This window comes from Lacticaseibacillus camelliae DSM 22697 = JCM 13995, assembly GCF_001311195.1.
In the GTDB taxonomy this organism is placed as follows: domain Bacteria; phylum Bacillota; class Bacilli; order Lactobacillales; family Lactobacillaceae; genus Lacticaseibacillus; species Lacticaseibacillus camelliae.
Genome location: NZ_BBAJ01000033.1, coordinates 1 through 24,257, shown reverse-complemented (window position 1 = coordinate 24,257; position 24,257 = coordinate 1). Strand labels below are relative to the sequence as shown.

The following is a 24,257-nucleotide window of genomic DNA, read 5'->3' as shown; positions in this document are numbered from 1 at the left end:
TCCCTGCTTTCTTGTTTAGCTAGCACTAACAAGAATAGGTCTTCATGGCCTTTCTGGTCTAGTCGTCAGGGTGTTGCACTTGAATTGTAAACTGGGGAAGCGAAGAAAGTCATCTGCGTTTGCGACATAGTCATCACCAATACCAACGACCACACCCGCCTCCTCGGCCATAGTCTTGGCAATAGTGTGCATATCAATACCAAATTCGGCCACATCAACCCAAGGCAGGTAGGACGTATCCATATCCATCAGCTGCCAGCCGGGGAAATCATGCTTGATAAAGTCTGCAGTAATCCGAAGGTTCTCTCTGATGTAGGCTTCACACTGATCACACCAGTCGGCACATTCTTCATATGCTACTGTCATTGCAATCTGGCCTGGCACATTAGGAGAAGTCACGGAGTTCGCGGCGTAACGCTTACGGAAGATTGCCCGCAGGTTATCGTTAGGAATGATCGAATACGACAACTTCAGGCCGCCTAAGTTAAATGCTTTATTCGGAGAAGTAAACATGACAAGATTATCCAAATATTTCGTGGGTAACTGCAGCGCAGAGACGAAGGTCCCATGCATGATGTGCTCAGAGTGAACTTCATCCGAAACCAACAGCACATGATACTTCTCGCACAGATCGGCGTACCTAATGATCTCATCTCTTGCCCACATCCGGCCAGACGGATTGTGCGGGTTGCAGAAGAAGGTCAGCTTTGGCTTCTTAGTCGCCATCGCCTCCTCAATTCCATCCCAATCCATGTCATAGCGTGTCCCGTTCTTGATTAAAGGAACCGTGACTACACCACGATTATTATGCTCAGCTGCATAAGCAAACGGACCATACACTGGCGTATTGATCAGAATACTGTCTCCAGGCTGGAGCAGAGCTTGAATCAGGACGTGCATATTAGGCACCGTCCCATAACCCAATGTAATCCAATCCTTCTTCACGTCATTACCGTGACGAGTCTTTTGCCAGTTAATCACACTCTGGTACCAACGGTCAGTAGGGTATGTATACCCATATGCACCGTTCTCCGACATCTTAGCCAATGCCTCGCGATTTCAGGCGCTGCCTGGAAATCCATGTCAGCAATCCAAAGTGGAATAAAATCATCCCGAACTTTCGGAAACTTACTATGAACAATTCCAGAGTCCCACTTCCGCGCATTATCAATTGATCGATCAGCCAGTGTATCAAAATCATACTGTGTCATTATTTTGCATCCCTTCTAAGCAGGTGAGGCGCCCCCGTTAGACATTAACTTTTCAACGCCGTCTTTAACACTTTGAACCTGCGCGCCATACACAATTTGAACTGACTTTTCCGCCTTCATAATTGCAAGCGCACCAGACTGCTTCAATTTATCTTCATCCAACTTGCTAGGATCCTTAACTTCCAAACGCAGACGGGTCACGCAATTATCGAGTGACACAATGTTAGCGGCACCGCCAAGTGCGCCAAGGATAACGCTAGGATCGTAAATACCAGCACCTTTAGTCATCACAGCTGCACCCTCAGCTTCACGTCCAGGCGTCTTGACGTCCTTTTTCAAAATGTACCAACGGAAGAAGAAGAAGTAAATTGCAAACCAAGCAGCACCAACTGGAATCAGTAACCACCATCTGGAACCGGGTTGCAACCAACCGAAGAGAATCCAGTCAAGCACACCACCATCGGTGTTCCCCATTCGTGCACCAAGCAGTGCCATAATCGAAAGGGAGAAGCCTTCCATGACTGTGTGGAAAACATACAGCATTGGCGCGATAAACAGGAACAGGTATTCAGTTGGCTCAGAAATACCGGAAACAAACGCAACCAGTGTCGCTGAAATCAGCAAGCCTTTAATCCGATCACGATTCTCTGGCCGTGCTGTCAGGTAAATTGCAAGGCAGATAGCTGGCAACCCAAACATGAAGGTCGGCATGAAGCCTTGAGAAAGGAAGGCTGTGGCTTTACCAGAAACGGGAACACCAGCGTTAAGCTGTGCGTAGAAGATGTTTAATGCCCCATTGACGGTCTTCCCGGCAACGACCGCAGTCCCACCAGCATCAGTAAAGCGAATCATTGCTAGGAGAATGTGGTGAAGACCCATCAACTTCAAGATGGATAGTGCAATCCCATACAGGAATGGCCCGAAGATACCCGCCCCTTGAATCAGATGACCCAAGGCCACGATGCCGCTCTGGAAGATTGGCCAGATGAATGGCATCAGCAAGCCGACAAATGATTCGACAATCACAGAAATGATTGGGATAAAACGAATCCCGCCAAAGAATGAGAAGGCATCGGGAAGCTTAATTTCCTGATACCGTTCCAAAAGGAAATAGGTGATCAGGCCAACTAAGATACCGCCTAAAACCCCCATTTCAAGTGATTGAATACCAAGAACCATTGACTGTCCCGCAGCTTGCATCTTTGCTGCGGAGACCAGCTTACTGCAACTGAAGCATAAAGTTGATGCCCAAGTTTAGGGAAATGTATCCAGCGAAAGCCGCGATAGTGCCAACACCTTTATTCCGCTTAGCTAAACCGAACGGAAGCGACATCGCAAACATTGCTGGTAGATAAGTGAACCCAAAACTGCCGACGGTGTTCATAAATGAAAAGACAATATTGACCCAATGAATCTGTAAAAATGGCAACCGATCCATCATTGATGGCGCGGTAAACGCACTCCCGAGTCCGACCAAGATTCCCATGGCGGACAGAGTTGCGATTGGGAACATAAACGACTTACCCAAGTTCTGCATAAACGCATAAAATCTGGTCTTTCGGCTTTCTTTCGCCGCTGCGTTGTCCATAATTGATGCTCCTCTCAGAAAATTAGCTCAAATATGTAAAATGCCCAACGACTACAGCATCTATATCAATGATATGTGCTGTGATCGTCGGGTATTGCCTACTCAAAGTTACAAGCCCTTATTCAGTTATATGAACGATATGAATCAAAAGGTAAAGTCTATCGGAATCAGTAAACTTATAATCCAGCTTTTGAGCTAGATAGCTTACAACCTGATCTAGGCAATTCCCCGCGCGCGGATGCCCGCGCTTTAATGCCTCAAGTAATGCTGAATCATCAGGCGACGTAGTGGTCACGTGTTTTGACCCACTGCGTAGTATCAGATAATGTAAGTGAGTCATCAAACGATTAACTGCAATACTATCGTCTGAAAACTTACGTCCGAACGCCGCTTCAATGATGTTGTTCACGTCGGTCGTGATCTCCAAAAAAACTGGCAAAAGTATCAACCGAACTTTTCGAATTCTGAATCTCATGTTCGACCAAATGAATGGTGATAAAACCTGCTTCATCATCAGAGATAGGTTCACCGGAAAGCTGCTGAATCATCTCCTGCGCCTGTTTTCCAACCGCAAATTCTTTGGAGAAAAAGCGTTTCAAATCGTAAAGCATTGGATTGGCAAGATTCAACCCCATCTTAACCCGCTCGACCGCGAAATAGATGTGATCAGTTAGGGGAATCAACAAATGTTCATCAAAATCGGCATCTATCTGGCTTTGAGCCAGATGAATGATTTTCTCTGTGAGTTCAAAATATTCACGCGGGATCTTTTCAGATAACTCTTTAAACTGTCCGATCCATTGCTCGTCATCAGATGGCACGGCGGAAAAAACACGATCAGTTTTCTGAAGCTCATAGTGATTGCCAGCGTGTGCTTTAAACCCTATCCCACGACCCCAAATAATCTTCTGTTGATCTTGCCCATCTTCAACGAGTATGACATTGTTATTCAGTACTTGTGAAATTAGCAAGATATTCACCTTGTTTATCTTGACGACGAGTTTCTTAGTTAGCCACCCTCTCGGATTTTGTAAACGTTTACGGTTGTATGATAGCATCTTTACCTTCTTTGTCAAAATAATTTCAACTGAGCTCTCCGTCCGCGTCCCATATAATCCAATCGTCTCGTTATTTTATTTTTGTGTGGTCTCAAAAGGCGCGTTCCTCTACTTGCGGAAAAACAAATCCAAAAGAAAAAGGTGGTCCTTATTTCCTTATGTTATTCATTAGAGAAAATAAGTTTTGAATTTGGCCAGAGCCTCCTGTTGTCAGCGCTTGCACATTCACAACACTCATGGTACACATTAATACTGGAGCTGGACGAAGTAGCTCGAATCACATTTGTTCTCGGCTTTTTAGGCACCTTGGCTGTGAGGGATAAAATGACAAAAGCATATAACCAACCGTGGTATCAAAAAAAGATCATTATTATACCGATTGCTTTTGTGGCAGCCGGTATGATTCGTGGAATTATTGGCTACACTGATGACAATACAGGCTATAACAATCAACCGTTGAAAGAAAGTCAGACAGCTGGAACCCCTAAGGCCACCAAAGCAGAGATGTCACTTCATACTGGAATGACCAAATCTGAGGTTACAAAAGTATTGGGTAACCCGACAGATCATCAAGGAGATTATTGGGCTTACCCCTCTGTTAGTATTCGGTTTGACACCGAGGATAAAGTTGTCGCCGGTAATTTTGGTGGCCTGTTGAAAGAAAAGGTGACACGGTCGAGCTCTATAAAGCAAGCACAAATCAAGACCTCCGCAAAAGTGTTTGGGCAGCTGTCCGTACAGCATATTAGAGCTCTCAGAGAGATTTATCGTTCAAAAAAAGTCAATGATAATCAGACCATGTATGCTTTTAAAACACCAGAAGGAGACGCGCTGGTTCGATTAGACGATAGTGGTCACCAAACACAAGTGTTCTTGTGGAACGATGCCAAGCAAGAAATTGGTCAAAAAGTGTACTACGCTGGAGAAACAAAGCAATAGTTATATCGACAACACCGTTATTCTTAGTCTGACTGACGTATGTGTTTACCATAAATTCCAAAAGCTTTTCGGGTAATATGAATAATTCGCCCCACCAGAAAACACCCAAGCAACATATTCGCAGATTGCGAACGAATGCTTGGGTGCCTGTCTGAGAGAAACTAGTTCTTGTTCTCTTTCAAAATCGCTTCCGTCTTCTTCTGCAGGGCATCGAACGCGGTCTTACCAGCGGTGCCTTTGGTCAGTGTGCTGTCGACTGTGTCCATCAGGTCGTTGCGGTAGTCACCGTAGCCGGCGAAGACGGTCGAAGCAAACGCAGTGTCGGAGGCATCCACAGCCGCCTTAAAGGTCGGGTTGGCTTTCAGGTAGTTCTGGTAGGTCGCGGACTGCGTGGCGCTCTTGGTGATCGGCACGTAGCCGGACTTCTTGGCCCAGTATGCCGCGTTCTGCTTTTTCAGCAGGAACTTCTGGAAGGCCCAAGCGCCTTGCTGCTGAGCCTTGCTTGCGCCCTTGAACAGGACGTTGTCATTCCCGTTGAGCGGCTCAGCCACGGAATCGTTGGCAAAGCTTGGCACGGTCGCAGTACCCCACTTCATGCCCTTTGGCGCCTCAACGGAGCCGATAGAGCTCGAACTGCCGATGCCAAACACTGCCTTTTGCTGGCTGAATGGCACGGTAAAGTAGTAATCGGTGCCGGCGGTCTTGATGTAGCCGGCCTTGCGCAAGCTGAGGATCTTGTCAACTGCGGCCAGCGTGGTCGGCGCGTTAAGGTTCGCCTTGCCGTCTGCCGTGATCAGCTTATGGCCGGCCTGCATCGCCATGCCTTCCAGCTGCACGTCGTACGACTGGTCCATCGCCAGCGTTGCCAGACCGTCCTTCTTCAAGGCCGGGCCCATTTTTTTCAATGTCGTCCCAGGTTTTCGGCATGGTCAGGTTGTATTTCTTCATCAGGGTCTCGTTGTAAAACAGGACCTGCGTGGATTCGGAGTACGGCAGGCCGTAATACTTGCCCTTGTACTCGCCGGCCTTCAGGAAACTTGGGTAGACGTCGCTGAGCTGAGCGGCGGACAGCTTGTCGCTGCCGTGCAGCATCTGTGAATCCCACGGGATCAGGAAGTCGTTCTTAACGTAATCACCGATGTTGGTGGTCGGTGCCTGCGCCATGACCGGTAGGGTCTTGCTCTTGGCCGCAGCCATCAGCTTTTGTTGCAGGGCGTCATAACTGCCCTGGCTGGTCGCAACGACCTTGTACTTGCTTTGACTCTTGTTGAAATCATCAATGGTCTTCTGCTGGGCCTTGTTCCAAGACCCGGTCATGCGGTGCCAGTACGTGATTTTTACCGGCTCCGACTTGGACTGACTGCTGCTATTGCCGCAGCCCACCAATCCCACTGTCAAAAGTGCCCCAACTGCTAACGCGAGCACACGCTCATGCGTTTAGTCATGTTTAATTCCTCCAAATATGAAAAATGTGGTGTCTTGTCACTAGCCATTATGCCGACTTTTGACCGGAATTGAAAGGGATATGCTCAGATTCAGTGAATTTTTTCTAGGGTGTCGCCCCTTTTGGTGTGAGGCTTCAACTGAAAACGCCGCGCAAATCTTCCACCTAATTGCTGAAAGCGTCGCCATTTTGTGCGGGCGGGCTGCGCGGGCCAGTCCGTCAATAATGCCAGCGCCAAGAAATGCGAGTATGCTAGAGGAAAAGGGAGGCGCCTCATGCCAGAAACTTATGGATACATCAAAGCGGTTCGCGAAAAAGTTGGCCACATGCCGTTGATCCTCAACTGCGCGGCAGGCATCCTGCTCAACGACAAGCGCGAAGTCCTGCTCAACCATCGGACCGACAACGGGACTTGGAGCCTGCCGGGCGGGTACATGGAGTACGGCGAGACATACGCGCAAACACTGGTCTGCGAGTATAAGGAAGACAGCGGACTAGATGTCGCGATCGTGCGCCAGCTGCACTGCTTCGACCAAGGGGAGACAGTTTACCCGAACGGTGACGTCTGCCAGACCATCGCCATGCTGTACGAGGTCAAGCAGGTCGGCGGCAGTTTTGCTGAGGCCGACCCGAACGAAACCACAGAGATGAAGTACTGGCCGCTGGACGCTTTGCCCCCGCTGCTGAACCAGCAGAACGCGGACATGGTCGCGTACGCCGCCAAGCATTGCTGATGAGACGCGAAAGCACCGCTCGAAAAAAAATTCGAGCGGTGCTTTCGTTTCCCATCGACTGCAATACCAACTGACCGCATTGCACTCGGCAAGAATTAGGCTAAATAAGACTGGTTGGTCATTGTGACTAGGTTCTGCAGGAGGAATCCGTCGATCATCCGCTCGCATTCCGTCTGGTCACGCAGCTGCATTTGAGTCGCCGCATCAATCATTGGCTGCTCGTTTGCTTCCGCCATGTCTTTCGCTCCCTTTCTCAGGGTCTACTGGCCTTTTTTTAGGTATTCCAAACATCTTGGTACAATGCCACCATAACACAACACCCGGGAAATAATCGGCCTGCTGCACAGTTTTACATGAGCTGCCCGATGCCGTAGTGAATGATCATGGTGATGATGCCGACGATCACATTGCGATCATCGCGTTTTTGACCAGCCCGTTGCCCAGCTTGGCGGACAGATACCCGGTCAAAGACACCGACAGGATGACCGCCAGAATGGTCGCCGGCCACTGCCACGCCACCGGTGCCACAGTCATGGCAAACAGGGGGAAAATGCCACCCGACGCCGCAGACACCAGGGACGCAAACGCGGCGTACCACGGTTCATGTAGTGATCCTTCTTCAGGCCATACTTCACCCGGATCACGGTGCCCAGTGCGTCCTCGTGCAGCAGCTGATCCGCGATTTTACCCGCCGTTTCGGCGGTGACACCACGCGCCACGTAGTAATCCGTGACCGCCTGCTTTTCACCGGCGAGATCGGTCTCGAGCAGCCGTGACTCCGCCGCCACGACAGCCTTTTCCGTGTCCTTTTGCGACGACACAGAGGCGTACTCACCGGACGCCATGGAAAAGGCACAGGCCAGCAGGTCGGACAGCCCCGCGATGAAAATCGTGAACTGGTTGGTGGTCGCGGCCGCCACGGAAAACAGCACACCGACGACAGTCAAAATGCCGTCATTAGCACCCAGGACCCCGGCTCGCAAGGTGTTGGCGCGCTCGGCCATGGTTTGTTTTTCTTTAGTTTTTGATTGATGCATAGTTTTCATCATCGTTGACCGCTTCCTTTAATGCGCAAACAGTGTGCCGATCCAATAAGTCACGGCCATGGTTAAGATCCCTGACACCACGTTGCGCAGCGCGGCCTTCCAGCGGTTGGCATTGCCCAGTGCCGCGGCGATGTAGCCGGTGATCGTCAGCGCGATCACGACTGCCACCACCGTGGCCCACAGCTTGATGGCCGCAGGGAACAAGGTGATCGCCACCAGCGGCAGGATTGACCCTGTCGGAAAGGCAATCATCGAGGACACCGCCGCCGCCACGGCACTGGTGGTCTCGCCGGAGTCGAACCCGTACCGTTCACGCACGGCCACGTTCAACGGGTCGCGGCTCAACATTTCACCGGTGGCCTGTTTTGCCAGCTCGCCGGAAATGCCTGTCTTCATATACTTGTGCTGGATGAAATCAAACTCACCCTGATAGTCGTCGTCAAGTGCCCGACTTTCTTCAGTGATCGCACGCTTTTGCCCGTCACGCTCGGCGTTTACGGAGACGTATTCCCCCATTGCCATGGACACGGTGCCGGCAAGCATGCCGGACAGCCCGGAAATGAGGATCGCGTAATTGTTGGCCGTCGCACCGGCCACGCCGATGACGATTCCCGCCACCGACACGATGCCGTCGTTGGCGCCCATCACGCTGGCGCGCAGCACGTTGACCTTTTCTGATAACTTCATGGTTCCACCCCACAATTTGTAACCATTCTAATATGTACATCAACCAGTCTAAGTCTCGACTTCTTCATTGTAAAGCAAGAAAACCGTTTCGTTTTGGTGTTCCTAAACAAATTAAGGTTCGGCTTTTCAGAGAATTGCCGCCCATCCCAGTCAATATGCGTTTTGTGCCCATATATAGGCATTGTCCCCTACATTTTCAATTTTTTTCATTTACCGAATATTCTCGTTCACCACTGGATGAAAAGCTTTTACTGTCTTTTTGTTAGGGATTAAAAACTAACCAAAACGCTTAGAATCCCCGGTATTATGGGCATATCTCGCATATCTGCATACGTGCTTAAAAAGTTTTTATTAGGTTAGGCTAACAAATTACTTTACACGGAAAACTTCAGGGGTATACTGAGGGTGATTTCAGAAAGGATTGGGGATAGTGAAAGAAACAGAACAGCAACCCAAAAAGCGCAAGCTCATTGAGTACGCCAATGGACCATCGCTTGAGGAGATCAACGGCACCGTCGAAGTGCCAAAAGGCAAAGGATTCTGGCGTACATTACTGGCCTATTCAGGTCCCGGGGCTCTGGTTGCCGTCGGTTACATGGATCCAGGTAACTGGTCAACCAGTATCACCGGGGGGCAAAACTTCGGCTACCTCCTGATGTCCATCATCCTAATTTCAAGTTTAATCGCGATGTTACTTCAAAATATGGCGGCTAAACTTGGCATTGTGACGCAAATGGACTTGGCTCAGGCGATTCGGGCCCGGACAAGCAAGGCGCTCGGTATTGTCCTATGGATCATGACCGAGCTGGCCATCATGGCGACTGATATTGCGGAAGTTATTGGGGCGGCCATTGCGCTGTACCTGATGTTCGGCATTCCACTGGTCATTGATGTCTTCATTACTGTATTTGATGTGCTGCTATTATTGCTCTTGACCAAAATCGGCTTCCGGAAAATCGAAGCGATTGTTGTCGCCTTGATTCTCGTCATCCTGTTCGTCTTCGCCTATCAGGTCGCGCTGAGTCGGCCCGACTGGCTCGCGGCGATGAAGGGGTTGGTGCCGTCGATCGGCACAGTGGCTTCGCACCCGACGGTCAACGGCATGACGCCGCTGTCCGGGGCGCTGGGCATCATTGGGGCAACGGTCATGCCCCACAACCTCTACCTACACTCCGCGATTTCGCAGACGCGCAAGATCGACCACGATGACGAAGAGCAGGTCGCACAATCCGTACGCTTCAGTCAGTGGGATTCGAACATTCAGCTGTCCGTCGCCTTCGTTGTGAACTCTCTACTCCTAATCATGGGGGTCGCGGTCTTCAAGAGTGGCGCCGTCAAGGATCCGTCCTTCTTCGGCCTGTACAAGGCGCTATCTGACACCTCGGTCCTGTCCAACGGCATTTTGATCGCCGTTGCCAAGTCTGGCATTCTTTCCACACTGTTTGCGGTCGCGCTGCTGGCTTCCGGCCAGAACTCGACCATTACCGGCACCTTGTCCGGGCAGGTCATCATGGAAGGCTTCGTCCACATGAAGATGCCGCTATGGGCCCGGCGCCTGGTCACCCGGCTGATTTCCGTCATTCCTGTGCTGGTTTGCGTGTGGATGACGCGCAATCTGCCGCCGGTGGCCGAACACGAGGCCCTGAATAATTTAATGAACGATTCTCAGGTCTTCCTTGCGTTTGCACTGCCGTTTTCCATGCTGCCTCTGCTGCTCATGGTGGATTCCAAGGCCGAAATGGTTCTCGCTTTAAGAACCGGCTCTGGGTCAAGATCTGTGGCTGGGTCTCGGTCATTGGATTGACCTTCCTGAACATGCTCAACCTGCCCGACGCGTTCGCCGATTTTGTCAGCCCAAGTATGGCCAATGAAGCGCACATGGCGGCTTACGTTGCCATCGTACTGATCCTGCTGCTGCTGGCTTGGTGCATGTACGACATGTACAAAGGCAACCAGGCGCTGATCGCGTCCGGGATTTCGCGCGATGACCTGCTGGCGGCCGGCAAGTCCGCTGACGAAATGGTCAAGCAGGAACGCGCCGAAGAAACTGCTGAAGATAAGAGCAAAAAGGAGGATAATCGCTGATGGCACAAGATGACTATCAAAAAATCCTCGTCGGCGTTGATGACTCCGAGGATGCCCTGGCCGCGTTTCAGTACGCGATTCACCGCGCCCGCGTCGATGGCGCCAGCCTCGTGATCACCACGATCATGGAAAGCGACGAAATGAATGTGTACGAAGCCTTGTCGAAGGACTACGTGCACGGCGAGCGCAAGGACCTCGAACAGCACCTGTCCGAATACGTTCAGCTCGCCGAAAAGGCCGGCATCAAGGACGTCCGCGCCGTGATTGGCGAAGGCGATGCCGGGGAAACCATCGTCAAAACACTCATCCCCAAGTACAAGCCGGACCTGCTGGTGATCGGCGCAGCGGCCAAGAAAGGCCTCGCCCGGCACTTCGGCTCGCAGGCCGCTTACATGGCGAAGTACGCGCCATGCTCCGTGCTGGTCGTGCGAGAGTAACTTAAACATTGCCCGGGAAATTAACGGGCTTTGTTTTTGGCGGATATATGCAACATAAAACATATAACAAGTTAGGATGTCGCTGATGAACTACTGGCTCCTCACGCTGACTTTTCTCAGTGTAAACTTAGACTTCTTTTTCATGCTGCTGTTCCTGCTGAAACGCTACTCGCGCGGCGCAGTGATCCTGGGCTACGTGCTCGGCGTCACCGTGCTGATGACCCTGAGCTTTGCGATCGGCAAAACGCTGGCGCTGCTGGTGCCCGAATGGACGCTGGGGGTCCTCGGTGTTCTGCCGCTGTACATGGCGCTGCGCCAGGACAACGATTCGGATCAGCCGCGCACGCAAACCTCGGCGGTCGCCTCGGTATTTTTGACCTACCTGTCCGTCTGCGCCGGCTGTAACCTGTCGATCTTCCTGCCGGTCCTGGCTGGCGAGACGCTGGCCCACTTCGGTGTCACACTGGTGTATATCGCACTTCTAGCCGTCGCGGTCGTCCTGGTCATCAACCTGATCGGCCGCCTGCCGCAGGTGGCGGCGATGATGAAGGCCCATGGCGAAACGCTGATGCGCGTGTGTTACGCAGCCGTAGGGCTCTGGGTCTTTTGGGACAGCGGTTTGATCTCCCACTTGCTTGCCCTAGTCTAGGAGATGGCCGAAAATGAATGCGCAACAATTGGCGGAAGCGGTGAAGATCTTTAAGGTCCTCAGCAATGACACTCGCGTCCGCATCCTATATTTTCTCAAAAACCACGAGGCCGACGTCACCACCATCACCGCCGGCTTGAACATCGATCAGCCGCAGGTCTCTCACCAGCTGGCGATGCTGTATCGGTACCGGCTGGTCTCGCGCCGCCGGGTCGGCCGCCACGTGTATTACGTGCTGGACGAGCCACACGTGCTGACGGTGGTCGACGCGATGCTGGCGCATGTTTCACATGAAACCGCCGGCCAGCCCGTTAAACTATAAACCAAATTGAGACCGCGTCATTCCCTCTGCCTGAGGGGGTGACGCGGCCTATTTTGGTTGCGCAAATTCGCCCCACCTGATATGCTTAGGTTGAGAAAAGTTTAGCCACGCCTAAAAATAAGGAGGGGTTCCATGCTGCAACTCACGGACCTCACCGTTGCTTACGATGCCACACCAGTGTTCACTGATGCGACCGTCACCTTCGACGCGGGCAAAATCACTGGCATCATCGGTCCCAATGGTGCAGGAAAATCAACGCTGATCAAGGCCGCGCTCGGCCTGATCAAAAAGCAACACGGCACGGCCACGTTCAACGACCGTCCGCTGAGCGTCTTCAAGCGCCGCATCGCGTATGTCGAGCAGCGCAAGGACTTAGACCTGACGTTTCCCATTAGCGCCTTCGACGTTGTGCTGACCGGCACCTACGCGCGCCTCGGCCTGTTCAACCATCCCGGCCGCGAGGAAAAGGTCCAGGCCAAGACCGCCCTTGAACAAGTTGAGCTGAGTGCGTTCGGCCAGCGCCAAATCGGCAACCTGTCCGGCGGCCAGCTCCAGCGCGTGTTCGTCGCCCGCGCGATCGTGCAGGACGCGACCTTATCATCCTTGACGAGCCGTTTGTCGGCATCGACCTGCAAAGCGAAACCACCATCATGGCGATTTTGAAGCAGTGGCGCGACGCCGGCAAAACCATCATCATCGTGCACCACGACTTGAACAAGGTCTTCCAGTACTTCGACGACCTGGTCGTGATGAACCACGGCATCATCGACTACGGGCCAGTAGCCGAGGTGTACACCGCGGCAAACATCACGCGCGCCTTTTCCCCAGACCTGTCGGCGGTCCTGTTTGACCGTCAGGAGGTGGCGCAATGACGACCATTACCGAATTCATCACGGCACTGGGCCGCTACGGCTTCCTCCAAAGTGCGTTGCTGGCCGCCATCATGGTCGGCATCATGTCCGGGATCATCGGGGCGTTCATCATCCTACGCGGGATGTCGCTGATGGGTGACGCCATCTCTCACGCGGTACTGCCAGGGGTCGCCATCGCCTACATGCTTGGCATCAACCTGCTGATTGGGGCGTCGGTGTTCGGCATCATCGCGGCGCTGCTCATCGGCTTCGTTTCGACCCACAGCAAGCTCAAAACCGACACGTCGATTGGGATCGTCTTTTCCGCGTTTTACGCGTTGGGCTTCATCCTGATCGCCGCGGCCGGCAGCGCGGTGAACCTGAACCACATTTTGTTCGGTAACATCCTCGCCGTATCGGACGGCGACATCATGACCACTGCCATCGTGCTCGGCATTGTGCTGCTGTTTGTGGTGACCTTTTACAAGGAGTTGCAGATCACCTCGTTTGACCCGGTATTCGCGCAGACATACGGCCTCAAGGTCCAGATCATCCATTACAGCCTGATGCTGGTGCTGACGCTTGTCACCGTGTCGGCTCTGCAAACCGTCGGCATCATCTTGGTGGTCGCGATGCTGATCACACCGGCCGCCACCGCGTTTCTCTGGACGAACCGGCTGCCGGTGATGCTGGGGCTGTCCGCCGCAATCGGCGCCGTCTCCGCCACCGTCGGCCTCTACCTCAGCTACACCTTCAACTGGGCGTCTGGCCCGGCGATCGTGCTGGCCGACGAGGAGGTGCTGTAAATGCGTCGCTTCTGGCTCACGCTGCTCAGCGTCACCGTCATGATCGCTGGCGTTGCCTTATTTCTGACCACCCGCACCGACCGGCCGCATGCCGAGTCGCCAACTGGTAAGTTGCGCGTGGTCACCACCAACTCGATCCTTGAGGACATGGTGCAGCAGGTCGGCAAGGATAAGGTTGGGGTCTATTCGATCGTCGCGCGCGGCACCGACCCTCACGAATACGAACCGCGGCCTGCCGACATCGCCGCATCCGCCGAAGCCGATGTGCTGTTCCACAACGGCCTGAATCTGGAAACCGGCGGCAGCGGCTGGTTCACCAAGCTGGTCGACACCTCAGGCAAGCACTTCGGCCAGGACGTCTTCGCCGCCAGCGCCGGCGTGCGGCCGCGCCACCTGACAACCAATCCTGAAGAGCAAGATCCCCATGCCTGGCTGGACCTGGTGAACGGCATCCAGTACGTGCGGACCATCACCGACATTTTGGCTGAAAAGGATCCGCAAAACGCAGCGTTTTACCAGCAAAATGCGGCTGCCTACACCAACAAGCTCGCGGCCTTGCACGAAGACGCTAAGGCGCAGTTCCAGGACCTGCCGGAAGACCGCCGCGTCCTGATCACTTCGGAAGGCGCGTTTAAGTACTTCGGCGCCGCCTACGACCTGACGCCGGCCTACATTTGGGAGCTGAACTCTGAATCCCAGGGGTCGCCGGAACAGATGAAGGCCGTGCTGGTCAAGATCGAAAAAAGTAACGTCCGCAGCCTGTTCGTGGAAACCTCCGTGTCCCCCAAGTCCATGACCAAAATTGCCCAAGACACCGGCCTGCCGATCCACGCCCAGCTGTTCACCGACTCCCTGGCCAAAACCGGCACGAACGGTGACACGTACTACGACATGATGAAGTGGAACCTGGAAAAGATCCACGAAGGCCTGAGCAAGGCGTAACGCAAAAGAGGCCGCGCCGGCCCCTTTTTTTGGTACATTCAATTACTACTTCTGATCATCTTCCTTGGCAGCAAACACGCTGGGATTGATGCGCGAGTCAAGCCCATCATCCTGGGTGAAGCCGTTACGTGAAACTGGCAGCGGCTTGGACGGCAACAGCGCCAAGATGATCATCGACAGCAGGGCCGCCCATTCCACCAAACTCTGCGCGGTCGATCCGCTCTTCAGTAGCTGCGCGCCGCTGTACACAATGATCTGGATGGGAAAAATCCACCACGGGATCCCGCCGTCACGGTAGCGCCGAACCGTCAGGCCAATGCCTGGCAGCAGTACCGCCACGTAGAACACGACCACCAGCACCAGAAAAATCACCAGGCCCGCCCCGAGGCTGGCAAACAGCTTCTTGGGATCAATCCCGCTGGAACTGCCAACGATGGCACCGACCACCGCGCCGAGGAACGCAATCATCACAATGATGGATAAGATGGTCTGAAACAGCGTGATCCACCAGTATTCACTCCGGCTGGACCGCCCCTTGAAGTTCACATAATTACCAAAAAACGCCTTGATCGATGTGAAGCCGGTCGCCCGATAGTACCGATTGTGCGCCGCGGCTTGCTCGGCTTGATTGGATTTAATTGCCATTTTCCTTACCCCCTTGTCTGATGGTGACGGGTGAATCATAGCACGGGCGATTACCCATCACAATATAATTAATATCATTAACCAATATTCGTCCACTGTTATACCGATTTCACAGTTTTGATTCGGACTCATGTGCGGCCTGACCTAGCCATCACCGAGCATTGCCCATCTTACCGAGTAGTCAAGTTGGCACTAAAAGGCGCGGCGAGCCTGACCTGAAACCATCAAAAAGCGGCCCGCCCCTTCACGAGGCAAGCCGCTATTCGTGCTACTGCAATTCCTTTTGCCGCGGGGCCACGACCACGTTCGCCCCCATCGACATCAACCCATTAAACGTCTCTTCGCAGTCGGTCAGGTCAAAACCCTGCTTGCCTGTCGGCTCCGGAAATCTCACGGTGGTGATCGGTGCCACTTCATTCAGGTACTCCAGCGCGGCCGGGGTGTCGGTTTTCAACCCGTCGTCCCACCAAAACAACACCGGGTTCTTGCTGACCATCAGACTGACCTTGAACTCCATGTGACTCGTCCCCTTCCCATTGATGAAAACGCTTTATCCACATCTAGGATAACGCATGTTAGGGATAAAATGCGAATCATATGCTCAGGGTGTCGCCGTTTTTTTAGCTCGCGACGGCCTCGGCCCCGCTCAGCCAGCCGTCCTGCATGTTGTATAGGTGGTCGGCAAACGGCATCAGTCGCGTGTCGTGGGTCACGACCACCACCGCCTTGTTGTGCTTGACAGCTAAGTCCTTGAGCAGCGCGCCGACGACTTCGACGCGGGCACTGTCAAGTGCCGCGGTCGGTTCATCGGCCAAAATGATCGCCGGGTCTGGATACAGCGCCCGCGCGATGGCGACGCGCTGCTGCTGGCCGCCGGAAAGCTCCCCAGGGTACTTGTGCACCAGGTTCTGAATGTCTAGTGTCGCCAGCACGTCGTCAAGTTGCGACTTCGACAGGTTGCCGGTCGGTTTGACCTTGTCGACCAGCTTGAACTGATCGGCAACGGTCAGGTACGGCAGCAGGTGGTACGCCTGCAAGACAAAGCCGATGGCATCCAGGCGCAAGGCGTCGCGCTGCTTTTTTGAGCGCTCGGTGTACTTGATGCCGTTCACCTCAACGCTGCCACTGGTTGGCGTCAGCAGACCACCGGCGATGGTCAGAAAGGTGCTTTTCCCCGATCCGGACGGCCCCATGATGAGACTCAGCGACCCGGCGTCCGCCTCAAAACTGACGTCATGCAGCGCCTCGACCCGGGCGGTGCCGGTGCCAAATACTTGGCTCACGTGTGAGACTGAAAATGAATTTTTCATGTCGCTCAACCTCCAATAACGGAAACGGGATCAACGCTCAGCACCGATTTGATTGGGATCAGACTCCCCAGCAGCGCCATGACCAGCAGGCCCAGGCCCACTTCAGCCAGCGCGGGAATGTCGAAGGCCATCGGCACGGCGCTCGGCATCACAGCGGCCGTCGCGATGGTCAGCACCGTCGCGAGCACCAAGCCGGAAAGCACCAGCAGGAGCGACTGCGACACCGTCGCTGAGACCAGCACCTTGCTTGGAATTCCCTGCGCGCGCATCACCGCGTAATTTGGCAGCTTCTGCATCGTCAGGATGTACAGGAACACGGCGATGATGATCAGCGAGATGACCATCAAAAACCCGATCATCAGGATGAAGGTCGCGTTTTGCGCGGAGTACCCAGGCAGCTTGTTAATGACCTGCTGCTTGGTGTAAGTCTTCACGCCCGAAGCCGTATTTTTATAGTTCTTGCTTTGCGAAATCACCGCCGAGCCCACCGGCCCCGCGACGATGCCGCGCAGTGCAGACCAGCTGCTCAGCCGCCCGTAAACCACCGGCGCGATGTTCAGCTTGGCCTTATCGGTGAACCCAACGATGGTGAACTTATCCTTGTAGTCGTTCAGCTGAAGCTTGTCGCCCAGCTTGTAACCGGCGTTCTTGAACGCGGTGTCGACCACGACCTCGTTGCCTTTTTGCACATTGCGGCCGGCCGTCAGCTTAAGATTTTTGTAGATGAATTGGCTTGGCTTCAGCCCCAGGAACACGGCGGACTGCTGCTTTTGCCCTTTGGCCTTGGCGACAACGCTGGTTTCGCCCAGCAGCGCCTCCTTTTTCGACAACTTACCGACCTGCTTTTGGGTCAGGAACGACTGACGCATGTCGGTATTCGCATCAGCGTTCAGCACGATGCGCTGCGCCTGCCAGCCATTGATGCGTCGGTGTTCTGCTGCGCGAGGCCGAGCGCCAGGCTGGTCAGAATGAAGATCAGGTAGCCGATCAGCACAATCATGAAAATGATCAGCCCCGAGCGCAGTTTTTCCTTCTTAATTTCTTTCAGTGCTAAAAACATGACCTCATTCTCCTTCACTGCCGCGCGTCAAGGCGATGCGCAGCTGCGCGATTCGGGCCTCGGCGGTGTCCGGCGCTAACATAATGTCCTTCACGGTTTGGTGATACAGCACGGTGAACGCCCACTGCTTGGCGTCGCCACCGGGAATCAGCCGCGTTGGCGTCTCGCCCAGGTAGCCTTCGTTGTAGCGAAAATGCTGCTGGATCAGGTCGCGGTACTCGCACTGGCTAGTGGTTTCAATAAACTGGCGCAGCGCGGCGATGTACTCGTCGACGTTGCCGGCGGTCGGCCGCTTGGGCATCCCCTGGTGAATCTCGCGCATGGCGATGCCGAACAGGTACCGGTACGCATCGGTCAGGTCGGTAAAGTACTTGTAAAACGCGCCGCGCGCAATGCCGGCGTCTTTTAGATCCGCGCCACCTGGGCGTCGGCCAGCGAGTAATGGGAAAATTCATTCAGCAGCGCCTGGCGGATGCGTGCCTGTTTTTCTTCGTCCAAATGTTCAAAAGTGGGTAATACCAAGGCTAGTCCTCGCTTTCTGCGGTGGTGACGCGTGTCACCACATGCCGATGTTGATTAGTATACGCGTCGGTGACACCGTGTCAACTTTTTTTTGTCTTAATTATTTTCAGAAAGCTTTTTGAAAAGTGAGTTGACACTCACTTTTTAGTCGGGTATAGTGATCGCCGTTGAGTGAGTCATCACTCACCAAGGAGACGATACGAATGACAACTAGATTAATTGATTTGAAGCACCTGCAAAAGAAGTTCAGCAAGCAAACCGTGCTGGCGGACGTCTCGCTGCACGTGGACGCAGGCCAGATCCTCGGGCTCATTGGCCCCAGCGGCGCCGGCAAGTCCACGACGATCAAAACTGCGCTGGGCATGGAAGTCGCAGACGGCGGCGAGGCCCTCGTGCTCGCCACGCACATGCCCAACCGCGCGCTGTTGGGTCAAATCGGGTACATGGCACAGGACGATTCGCTGTATGACGCCCTCACCGGCGAGGAGAACCTGCGCTTTTTCGGCCGCATGAAAGGCGTTAAAAAGGATGCGCTGACGGCAGACATTGCACATGTCGCCGACGTCGTGGACCTCACGCCCGACCTCAAAAAGCGCGTTTCCGGCTACTCCGGCGGCATGCGGCGCCAGCTTTCACTCGCCATTGCCCTGCTCGGTGACCCCGAGCTGCTGGTGCTGGACGAGCCGACTGTCGGCATTGATCCGGCGCTGCGGCGCAAGATCTGGCACGAGCTGCATCAACTGCGCGACGCCGGCCGCGGCGTCCTGATCACCACCCACGTGATGGATGAGGCCGAGCTCACCGATGAGGTCGCCCTGCTGCTCGACGGCAAGGTCATGGCCTACGATGCGCCGGCCAAGCTCGAGGCACAGTACCAGGTCAAGACGATCGAAGAAGTCTTCTTAAAAGCGGAAGGGGTGGCTTAATATGCGCGCACTTTATATTGCCCGCCGCGTGGTGACTGAGCTCATTCGCGACAAGCGCACCTTGGCGCTGATGTTTGTAGCGCCGGTGCTGATCATGTTTTTGATGAAACTGATTTTTACTCAGAGTTCGACCACCAGCGTCAAAGTCGCCACCGTCGGGCTGAACGACAATGTCCGTACCACGCTGAATGACGTCAAACACGTGGGGGTAATCAATAAGGCCAGCAATGCCAGCGCGCAACATGCACTGAAGAATCAAAAGGTCGACGCCGTGATTCACGAAACCAGCGCCAGCCATTACACCATCACCTACGCCAACACCGATGCCACCAAGACCAGCCTGGTCAAGGCCGGCTTCAACGCGGCGCTGACGCAAAATGGCATGAAGACGCTGAAGCAAACGACCGTCAAGCTGAGCAAAACCGTCAGCCAAATGGCGACCACCATCGCCAAGCTTTCCCCGCAGGCGGCCGCGGCCATGAAGCAGCCCAAAGCCAAGCGCAACAGCGCACCAAGATCACCAACCATTACAACTACGGCGACAAGAACACCGGCTTTTTTGACAAAATCGTGCCGATCCTGATGGGCTTTTTCGTGTTCTTCTTCGTGTTCCTGATTTCCGGCATGGCGCTGCTCAAGGAGCGCACGACTGGCACGCTGGACCGCCTGCTGGCCACCCCGGTGCGCCGCGGTGAGATCGTGCTGGGCTACATGATCAGCTATGGCATCCTGGCCATGATTCAAACCGTCATCATCGTGCTGACCACAGTTGGCTTCATGGGCGTTGAAATCACCGGGACGCTGGGTGCGGTCATGGTCATCAACTTCCTGCTTGCCCTCGTCGCGCTGGCGTTCGGTATCCTGATGTCGACGCTGGCGGAATCCGAATTCCAGATGATGCAGTTTATCCCCATCATCGTCATCCCCCAAGTCTTTTTCTCCGGCATCGTTCCGCTGGATTCCCTGGCGAGCTGGGTCAAAGACATCTCCTACGTGCTGCCGCTGACTTACGCCGGCCACGCGATGACGCAGATCATCATGTACGGCACCAAGCTCACGAGCCTGGGGCTGGACATCGGCGTGCTTCTGCTTTTCCTGCTGGTCCTGACCGGCCTGAACGTCCGCGGCATGCGGCGGTATCGCAAGGTGTGATAAACTGATTGCAGCAATAAGGAGGTCGCCATGCAAGTCAATTCAGTCGAGACATTATTGGCCAACAGCCTGGCACAGTCAGACTTGTCGGAAAAACAGCAGAACGTGCTGAAGGCCTGCCTGAAGCTTTTTTCCGAGCAAGGCTACGATCGCACCACGACCGCCGACATCGCGAACCTGGCGGGCGTTTCGGAAGGCACTGTGTACAAGCATTTTAAAAATAAACGCGAGATCCTCGACGCCTTGCTTGAGCCGCTGAAAGCCAGCGTGCTCCCCGCCGTCGCCGATGAATTTGTCGCCGAAACAGCCAAGCAGCACTTCGACTCGCTGGAAGCCGCGCTGCGGTTTCTCGTCAGTGACCGCATGCGCTTTGTCCTGGACAACCGGTTGATCATACGCGTCTTTCTGCAAGAAGTCCTGGTCAACACCGACCTGTTCGACAGTGCCCTGGCAATGGCCAAGCAACGCTTTGTCCCGGCCGTCATGCCCATGCTGGTCAAATTCAGTCAGCCCCAGCACCCCCTCACCCTCGAGGCATTTCGGCCGATATTCGGTCTGATGCTGACGTACCTATTACCCGTCATCCTGAAGCCTGAGCTGCAACTCGACGTGGATCAGGCCACCGCCAAGATTCTCACCAACGTCATGCCGGCCCTATCCTAGAAATCAAAAACAAAGAACCACCGCACGCCCTTCTTCAATCCAAAGAGCGTGCGGTGGCTTTATTAACGCAATGGGCAAATTCAACAGCCAGTCAACATTGCTGGTGACCCTTCAATCTGCAGTTGTTCCACGTGAAACCGGTAAATCTAACTCTAGCTCAGCTGGTCAAACCGGGCTACCTTTGACCGTAGTACGCGTTCTTGCCGTGCTTGCGATAGTAGTGCTTATCCAGCAGGTACTGCGGCACGTGATTGTCCTTAGCGCTCAGCGTCATGGCCTGATAATCGATCTGGCTGACGACCTCGAGCACCTTGGCGTTATACACGGCCTTGGCCGGTGTCGCCCCCCATGTGAACGGCCCGTGCTGACTGACCAGCACTGCCGGCACCGCGTCGTGATCCAGGTGCCGGTCGGCGAAGGTTTTGACGATCACCTCGCCGGTTTCCTTTTCATAGGCGCGTTCGATTTGCGCCTTAGACAGCGGCTCTGACACCGGCACATCCCCGTAAAATGTATCAGCCGCAGTGGTGTTGAGGGCCGGGACATCCATGTTCGCACTGGCGAAGGTGACGGCGTACGGTGAGTGCGTGTGCACGATCCCGCCAATGTCCGGAAACGCGTTGTAAAGGACCACATGCGTTGGCGTGTCGCTGGACGGCCGCAGCTTGCCTTCAACCACCTCACCCTTCAGGTTGACGACGACCATGTCGCTGGGCTGCAGCGTTTCGTACGGCACCCCGGATGGCTTGATCACAAACAGACCGGCGTCACGGTCGATCCCGGAGACATTGCCCCAGGTGAACGTGACCAGGTCCAGCTTGGGCAGCTGCATATTGGCCTCGTAGACTTCCTCTTTGAGTTTTTCTAGCATGCCGGCCTCCTACTCAATCACGATTGCCTTCACACCAAACAGCGTCGCCAGGTCCTTAATCTGGGTGGTGTTGATGCTGAAGGACAAAACCGTGTGGTGACCGCCGCCATTTTGAATCCAGGCGGTGGCGCCTTCCTTCAGCCACCTTTGGCGTCCACAGCTGACTGGCAACGCAGATGCGGCAGCGGCTTTTCGGCCAGGGCTGCGTTCACCGGGTAACCGATGAACTTGAAGCCATCGCGGAAGTCCGCCAGGGTCACGTCAACTGCGTCGCCGGCGGAGCCGTTAAAGACTAAGCGGGCCGGATCGGCCTTGCCGCCGATGTCCAGCGGGTGCACTTCGATCCGCGGTTTGTCGGAGGCGATGGAAGGATCAACTTCCAGCATGTGTGAGCCCAAAATGGCCTCATGCCCTGGACGCAGATCCAGCGTGTAGTCCTCCATGAAGGACGTCTTCTGGTTATGGGCGAGGACCTTCAAAATGTGGCTGAGCGCGGACGTCTTCCAATCCCCTTCGGCGCCGAACCCGTAACCTTCCGCCATCAGCAGTTGCGCCGCCAATCCAGGCAGCTGCTCGAGCCCGTGCAGGTCTTCAAAGTTGGTCGTGAAGCAGTTGTAGCCGCGGTCATCCAGAAACTTTTTAATCCCCAGGTATTCGCGGAGCTGATAGCGCACCGCGTGGTCATACTTGGCCGCATCATTATCGCCGCGTACACCGTGTACTTGGCGGTCAGATCTTCGTACGCCTGATCGATGTCGGCTTCACTCACGGCATCGATCACCTCAACGACATCGTGCAGTGCGTAGTAGTCGACGATCCAGCCAAACTTGATTTGGGCCTCGACCCGGTCGCCATCTGTCACCGCAACGTTGCGCATGTTATCACCGAACCGCGCCACTTTGGTCTGAAAACTCTCGGCGTAAGCCACGGCAACGTCTTCCCAGTCAGCGATTTGCTGCTGGACTTCCGGCGTTGCCCAGTGGCCGTAAACAACCTTGTTGTGAATGCCGAGCCGCGCGTTGATGTAGCCGTACTCGCGGTCGCCGTGCGCACTCTGGTTCAGGTTCATGTAGTCAAAATCGATCGTTTCGTAAGGGATATCATTGCGGAACTGCGTCGCCAGGTGCAGCAGTGGCTTTTGCAGAAGTTTGGTGCCGCGGATCCAGTTCTTCGCCGGTGAAAAAGTGTGCATCCAAGTGATGACGCCGGCTACCTGATCGCGATAGTTGGCCTGCTTCATGAAGGCCGTGATGCCATCGGCGGTGGTCAAAACGCCCTTGAACACGACGGGATAAGGCAGCGTGCCGCTTTCGTTCAGCTTGGCCGCGATGGTCTTGCTGTCGGCTTCGACCTGTTTCAGTGTCTCCTCACCGTACAGGGCCTGACTGCCCACGGCAAACCAAAATTCATATTGTTGTGCTAATTTCATTGCGAAGTCCTCCATTCAGATTTTTAATCAACGAGACTGCCGGCCTGCCGCGCCAACGGCAATGCCTTTTTGTAGCGGGCAAGAAAATGCTGGTAAGCGGCGCGGCCGCTTGGCTCTGGCGCGAGCGTGGTCGCCGTCGTCTGCTTAAACACCTCAGACTGCAAATATTCCGCGAGATCGCCGCCACCGACCGCGGTAAACTGTGCAAGCACCGCCATCCCAAACGGACCGCCGACACTGGCATTCGTCATGACCGTGATCGGCAGGTCCAGCGCATTCGCCAGCACTTGCTGCGCGATCTTAGGGGTCTTAAACAGCCCGCCTTGCGCGACCATCGTGGACTCCTTCAGTGTGACCAGCTCGTGCAGCTTTTCCATGCCGACCGCCAGTGGGGCAAAGGCAGCGTCCAGCTGTGTCGCCATAAAATTGGCCAGCGTTATCTGCGTGCTTGACGTGCGGACCTGAATCGGCCGGCCCTGATCGACCTGGGTGATGTTCTCACCGGAGACGTTTGCAAAAGCGAGCAAGCCGCCCAGGTCGGCGTCCGCCTTGGGGACTGCGGCAAAAAGCCGTTGGTACAAGTCGTCAGGGGTCTCACCGGTAACCGCGGCGATGGCATCTCCCATCAGATTGATCCAGGCGTTGAGGTCTGAGGAACAATTATTGGCGTGGACCATCGCAACCGGCTGACCCGTTGGCGTCGCCACAATATCGATCGCCGGATCCCAAGAGTCGGGAAGCTCAGGCAAAACAGTCATCGTAAACGCCGACGTGCCTACTGAGATGTTGCCTGAATTAACCGCCACACTGTTCGTGGCGACCATTCCGGTGCCAGCATCCCCTTCCGGCGGCGCCATCACCGCCCCAGGCTGCAGCGCAC

Annotated in this window: 19 protein-coding genes and 9 pseudogenes; 12 read left to right on the top strand and 16 right to left on the bottom strand. The window is 54.6% G+C overall.

What is annotated here, in order from left to right; all coding sequences use genetic code 11:
• Positions 1-42: 42 nt before the first annotated feature.
• The 4 genes and pseudogenes from JCM13995_RS07570 to JCM13995_RS15970 all read right to left on the bottom strand — a co-directional run bounded on the left by JCM13995_RS07570 (position 43) and on the right by JCM13995_RS15970 (position 3,857).
• Positions 43-981 carry a MalY/PatB family protein gene (locus JCM13995_RS07570; RefSeq protein ID WP_162230920.1) on the bottom strand — a complete coding sequence of 313 codons (939 nt, stop codon included), beginning with the start codon at positions 979-981 and terminating at the stop codon, positions 43-45.
• Positions 982-1,226: 245 nt separating this feature from the next.
• Positions 1,227-2,799: pseudogene (locus JCM13995_RS07565) on the bottom strand (PTS transporter subunit EIIC).
• Between the two features lie 118 nt (positions 2,800-2,917).
• Positions 2,918-3,208 carry a PRD domain-containing protein gene (locus JCM13995_RS15975; RefSeq protein WP_225350784.1) on the bottom strand — a complete coding sequence of 97 codons (291 nt, stop codon included), beginning with the start codon at positions 3,206-3,208 and terminating at the stop codon, positions 2,918-2,920.
• Complete coding sequence (locus JCM13995_RS15970; protein ID WP_225350783.1) at positions 3,192-3,857, bottom strand: PRD domain-containing protein; 666 nt, start codon at positions 3,855-3,857, stop codon at positions 3,192-3,194. Before JCM13995_RS15970 ends, JCM13995_RS15975 begins: the two co-directional genes overlap by 17 nt.
• A 324-nt stretch (positions 3,858-4,181) precedes the next feature.
• On the opposite strand from JCM13995_RS15970, the gene JCM13995_RS07555 reads away from it, so the two are divergent.
• Positions 4,182-4,796 carry a hypothetical protein gene (locus JCM13995_RS07555; protein WP_056989588.1) on the top strand — a complete coding sequence of 205 codons (615 nt, stop codon included), beginning with the start codon at positions 4,182-4,184 and terminating at the stop codon, positions 4,794-4,796.
• A gap of 161 nt (positions 4,797-4,957) precedes the next feature.
• Here JCM13995_RS07555 and JCM13995_RS17710 read toward each other — a convergent pair.
• A pseudogene (locus tag JCM13995_RS17710) lies at positions 4,958-6,221 on the bottom strand (ABC transporter substrate-binding protein).
• Positions 6,222-6,515: 294 nt separating this feature from the next.
• Between JCM13995_RS17710 and JCM13995_RS07545 the strand changes: the two are divergent.
• Positions 6,516-6,974 (top strand): NUDIX hydrolase, encoded by a 459-nt coding sequence (locus JCM13995_RS07545; protein ID WP_054664176.1) that lies wholly within the window; start codon positions 6,516-6,518, stop codon positions 6,972-6,974.
• A 95-nt stretch (positions 6,975-7,069) separates the two neighbouring features.
• Here JCM13995_RS07545 and JCM13995_RS14440 read toward each other — a convergent pair whose 3' ends face one another.
• From JCM13995_RS14440 to JCM13995_RS07535, 3 genes and pseudogenes are all read right to left on the bottom strand, one after another.
• Positions 7,070-7,210: a hypothetical protein gene (locus JCM13995_RS14440; protein ID WP_156314368.1), complete on the bottom strand. Its 141-nt coding sequence runs from the start codon at positions 7,208-7,210 to the stop codon at positions 7,070-7,072.
• A gap of 113 nt (positions 7,211-7,323) precedes the next feature.
• Positions 7,324-8,023 (bottom strand): annotated as a pseudogene (locus tag JCM13995_RS07540) (VIT1/CCC1 transporter family protein).
• A gap of 15 nt (positions 8,024-8,038) precedes the next feature.
• Positions 8,039-8,707: a VIT1/CCC1 transporter family protein gene (locus tag JCM13995_RS07535; protein ID WP_054664173.1), complete on the bottom strand. Its 669-nt coding sequence runs from the start codon at positions 8,705-8,707 to the stop codon at positions 8,039-8,041.
• 430 nt (positions 8,708-9,137) lie between these two features.
• On the opposite strand from JCM13995_RS07535, the pseudogene JCM13995_RS07530 reads away from it, so the two are divergent.
• The 7 genes and pseudogenes from JCM13995_RS07530 to JCM13995_RS07500 all read left to right on the top strand — a co-directional run bounded on the left by JCM13995_RS07530 (position 9,138) and on the right by JCM13995_RS07500 (position 14,799).
• A pseudogene (locus JCM13995_RS07530) lies at positions 9,138-10,792 on the top strand (Nramp family divalent metal transporter).
• Positions 10,792-11,229, top strand: coding sequence for a universal stress protein (locus JCM13995_RS07525; RefSeq protein WP_054664170.1), 438 nt, complete (start codon positions 10,792-10,794; stop codon positions 11,227-11,229). Before JCM13995_RS07530 ends, JCM13995_RS07525 begins: the two are co-directional and overlap by 1 nt.
• An 85-nt stretch (positions 11,230-11,314) precedes the next feature.
• Positions 11,315-11,878, top strand: coding sequence for a cadmium resistance transporter (locus JCM13995_RS07520; RefSeq protein ID WP_054664185.1), 564 nt, complete (start codon positions 11,315-11,317; stop codon positions 11,876-11,878).
• A 13-nt stretch (positions 11,879-11,891) separates the two neighbouring features.
• Positions 11,892-12,200, top strand: a complete 309-nt coding sequence (locus tag JCM13995_RS07515) for an ArsR/SmtB family transcription factor (RefSeq protein ID WP_054664167.1) — start codon at positions 11,892-11,894, stop codon at positions 12,198-12,200.
• Between the two features lie 132 nt (positions 12,201-12,332).
• Positions 12,333-13,072 (top strand): annotated as a pseudogene (locus JCM13995_RS07510) (metal ABC transporter ATP-binding protein).
• Positions 13,069-13,836: pseudogene (locus JCM13995_RS07505) on the top strand (metal ABC transporter permease); the annotation flags it as partial. The pseudogenes JCM13995_RS07510 and JCM13995_RS07505, both read left to right, overlap by 4 nt.
• 21 nt (positions 13,837-13,857) lie before the next feature.
• Positions 13,858-14,799, top strand: coding sequence for a metal ABC transporter substrate-binding protein (locus tag JCM13995_RS07500; protein ID WP_054664164.1), 942 nt, complete (start codon positions 13,858-13,860; stop codon positions 14,797-14,799).
• 45 nt (positions 14,800-14,844) lie between these two features.
• Here JCM13995_RS07500 and JCM13995_RS07495 read toward each other — a convergent pair whose 3' ends face one another.
• The 5 genes and pseudogenes from JCM13995_RS07495 to JCM13995_RS15965 form a co-directional block, all read right to left on the bottom strand.
• Positions 14,845-15,444, bottom strand: a complete 600-nt coding sequence (locus JCM13995_RS07495) for a DUF805 domain-containing protein (RefSeq protein WP_054664161.1) — start codon at positions 15,442-15,444, stop codon at positions 14,845-14,847.
• Between the two features lie 268 nt (positions 15,445-15,712).
• The gene (locus tag JCM13995_RS07490) at positions 15,713-15,961 is read right to left on the bottom strand and encodes a hypothetical protein (protein WP_054664158.1); all 249 of its coding nucleotides are present in this window, start codon (positions 15,959-15,961) and stop codon (positions 15,713-15,715) included.
• Between the two features lie 103 nt (positions 15,962-16,064).
• Positions 16,065-16,754: an ABC transporter ATP-binding protein gene (locus JCM13995_RS07485; protein WP_054664155.1), complete on the bottom strand. Its 690-nt coding sequence runs from the start codon at positions 16,752-16,754 to the stop codon at positions 16,065-16,067.
• A gap of 5 nt (positions 16,755-16,759) precedes the next feature.
• Positions 16,760-17,814, bottom strand: a pseudogene (locus JCM13995_RS07480) (FtsX-like permease family protein).
• A gap of 4 nt (positions 17,815-17,818) precedes the next feature.
• Entirely contained in the window at positions 17,819-18,136 is a 318-nt protein-coding gene (locus tag JCM13995_RS15965) for a hypothetical protein (RefSeq protein ID WP_225350782.1), read from the bottom strand.
• Positions 18,137-18,539: 403 nt separating this feature from the next.
• Between JCM13995_RS15965 and JCM13995_RS07470 the strand changes: the two genes are divergently transcribed.
• From JCM13995_RS07470 to JCM13995_RS07460, 3 genes and pseudogenes are all read left to right on the top strand, one after another.
• Positions 18,540-19,262 (top strand): ABC transporter ATP-binding protein, encoded by a 723-nt coding sequence (locus JCM13995_RS07470; RefSeq protein WP_054664152.1) that lies wholly within the window; start codon positions 18,540-18,542, stop codon positions 19,260-19,262.
• A gap of 1 nt (position 19,263) precedes the next feature.
• Positions 19,264-20,414 (top strand): annotated as a pseudogene (locus JCM13995_RS07465) (ABC transporter permease).
• 30 nt (positions 20,415-20,444) lie between these two features.
• Positions 20,445-21,077 carry a TetR/AcrR family transcriptional regulator gene (locus JCM13995_RS07460; protein ID WP_054664149.1) on the top strand — a complete coding sequence of 211 codons (633 nt, stop codon included), beginning with the start codon at positions 20,445-20,447 and terminating at the stop codon, positions 21,075-21,077.
• A gap of 175 nt (positions 21,078-21,252) precedes the next feature.
• Here JCM13995_RS07460 and JCM13995_RS07455 read toward each other — a convergent pair whose 3' ends face one another.
• The 3 genes and pseudogenes from JCM13995_RS07455 to JCM13995_RS07445 all read right to left on the bottom strand — a co-directional run.
• Positions 21,253-21,948 (bottom strand): L-ribulose-5-phosphate 4-epimerase, encoded by a 696-nt coding sequence (locus tag JCM13995_RS07455; RefSeq protein WP_054664146.1) that lies wholly within the window; start codon positions 21,946-21,948, stop codon positions 21,253-21,255.
• 9 nt (positions 21,949-21,957) lie between these two features.
• Positions 21,958-23,377: pseudogene (araA, locus tag JCM13995_RS07450) on the bottom strand (L-arabinose isomerase).
• Between the two features lie 23 nt (positions 23,378-23,400).
• Positions 23,401-24,257: FGGY-family carbohydrate kinase (locus JCM13995_RS07445; RefSeq protein ID WP_263849605.1), on the bottom strand; the 857-nt coding region annotated here is incomplete at its 5' end.

Excerpts from the sequence above, each read along its gene's own strand:
- JCM13995_RS07545 (WP_054664176.1), top strand. The coding sequence starts at position 6,516 with ATGCCAGAAACTTATGGATACATCAAAGCGGTTCGCGAAAAAGTTGGC.
- JCM13995_RS07525 (WP_054664170.1), top strand. The coding sequence starts at position 10,792 with ATGGCACAAGATGACTATCAAAAAATCCTCGTCGGCGTTGATGACTCC.
- JCM13995_RS07455 (WP_054664146.1), bottom strand. The coding sequence starts at position 21,948 with ATGCTAGAAAAACTCAAAGAGGAAGTCTACGAGGCCAATATGCAGCTG.
- JCM13995_RS07500 (WP_054664164.1), top strand. The coding sequence starts at position 13,858 with ATGCGTCGCTTCTGGCTCACGCTGCTCAGCGTCACCGTCATGATCGCT.
- JCM13995_RS07495 (WP_054664161.1), bottom strand. The coding sequence starts at position 15,444 with ATGGCAATTAAATCCAATCAAGCCGAGCAAGCCGCGGCGCACAATCGG.
- JCM13995_RS15970 (WP_225350783.1), bottom strand. The coding sequence starts at position 3,857 with ATGCTATCATACAACCGTAAACGTTTACAAAATCCGAGAGGGTGGCTA.
- JCM13995_RS07470 (WP_054664152.1), top strand. The coding sequence starts at position 18,540 with ATGACAACTAGATTAATTGATTTGAAGCACCTGCAAAAGAAGTTCAGC.
- JCM13995_RS07535 (WP_054664173.1), bottom strand. The coding sequence starts at position 8,707 with ATGAAGTTATCAGAAAAGGTCAACGTGCTGCGCGCCAGCGTGATGGGC.
- JCM13995_RS07515 (WP_054664167.1), top strand. The coding sequence starts at position 11,892 with ATGAATGCGCAACAATTGGCGGAAGCGGTGAAGATCTTTAAGGTCCTC.
- JCM13995_RS07555 (WP_056989588.1), top strand. The coding sequence starts at position 4,182 with ATGACAAAAGCATATAACCAACCGTGGTATCAAAAAAAGATCATTATT.
- JCM13995_RS14440 (WP_156314368.1), bottom strand. The coding sequence starts at position 7,210 with ATGGCGGAAGCAAACGAGCAGCCAATGATTGATGCGGCGACTCAAATG.
- JCM13995_RS07460 (WP_054664149.1), top strand. The coding sequence starts at position 20,445 with ATGCAAGTCAATTCAGTCGAGACATTATTGGCCAACAGCCTGGCACAG.
- JCM13995_RS07490 (WP_054664158.1), bottom strand. The coding sequence starts at position 15,961 with ATGGAGTTCAAGGTCAGTCTGATGGTCAGCAAGAACCCGGTGTTGTTT.
- JCM13995_RS07485 (WP_054664155.1), bottom strand. The coding sequence starts at position 16,754 with ATGAAAAATTCATTTTCAGTCTCACACGTGAGCCAAGTATTTGGCACC.
- JCM13995_RS07520 (WP_054664185.1), top strand. The coding sequence starts at position 11,315 with ATGAACTACTGGCTCCTCACGCTGACTTTTCTCAGTGTAAACTTAGAC.
- JCM13995_RS15965 (WP_225350782.1), bottom strand. The coding sequence starts at position 18,136 with ATGCGCGAGATTCACCAGGGGATGCCCAAGCGGCCGACCGCCGGCAAC.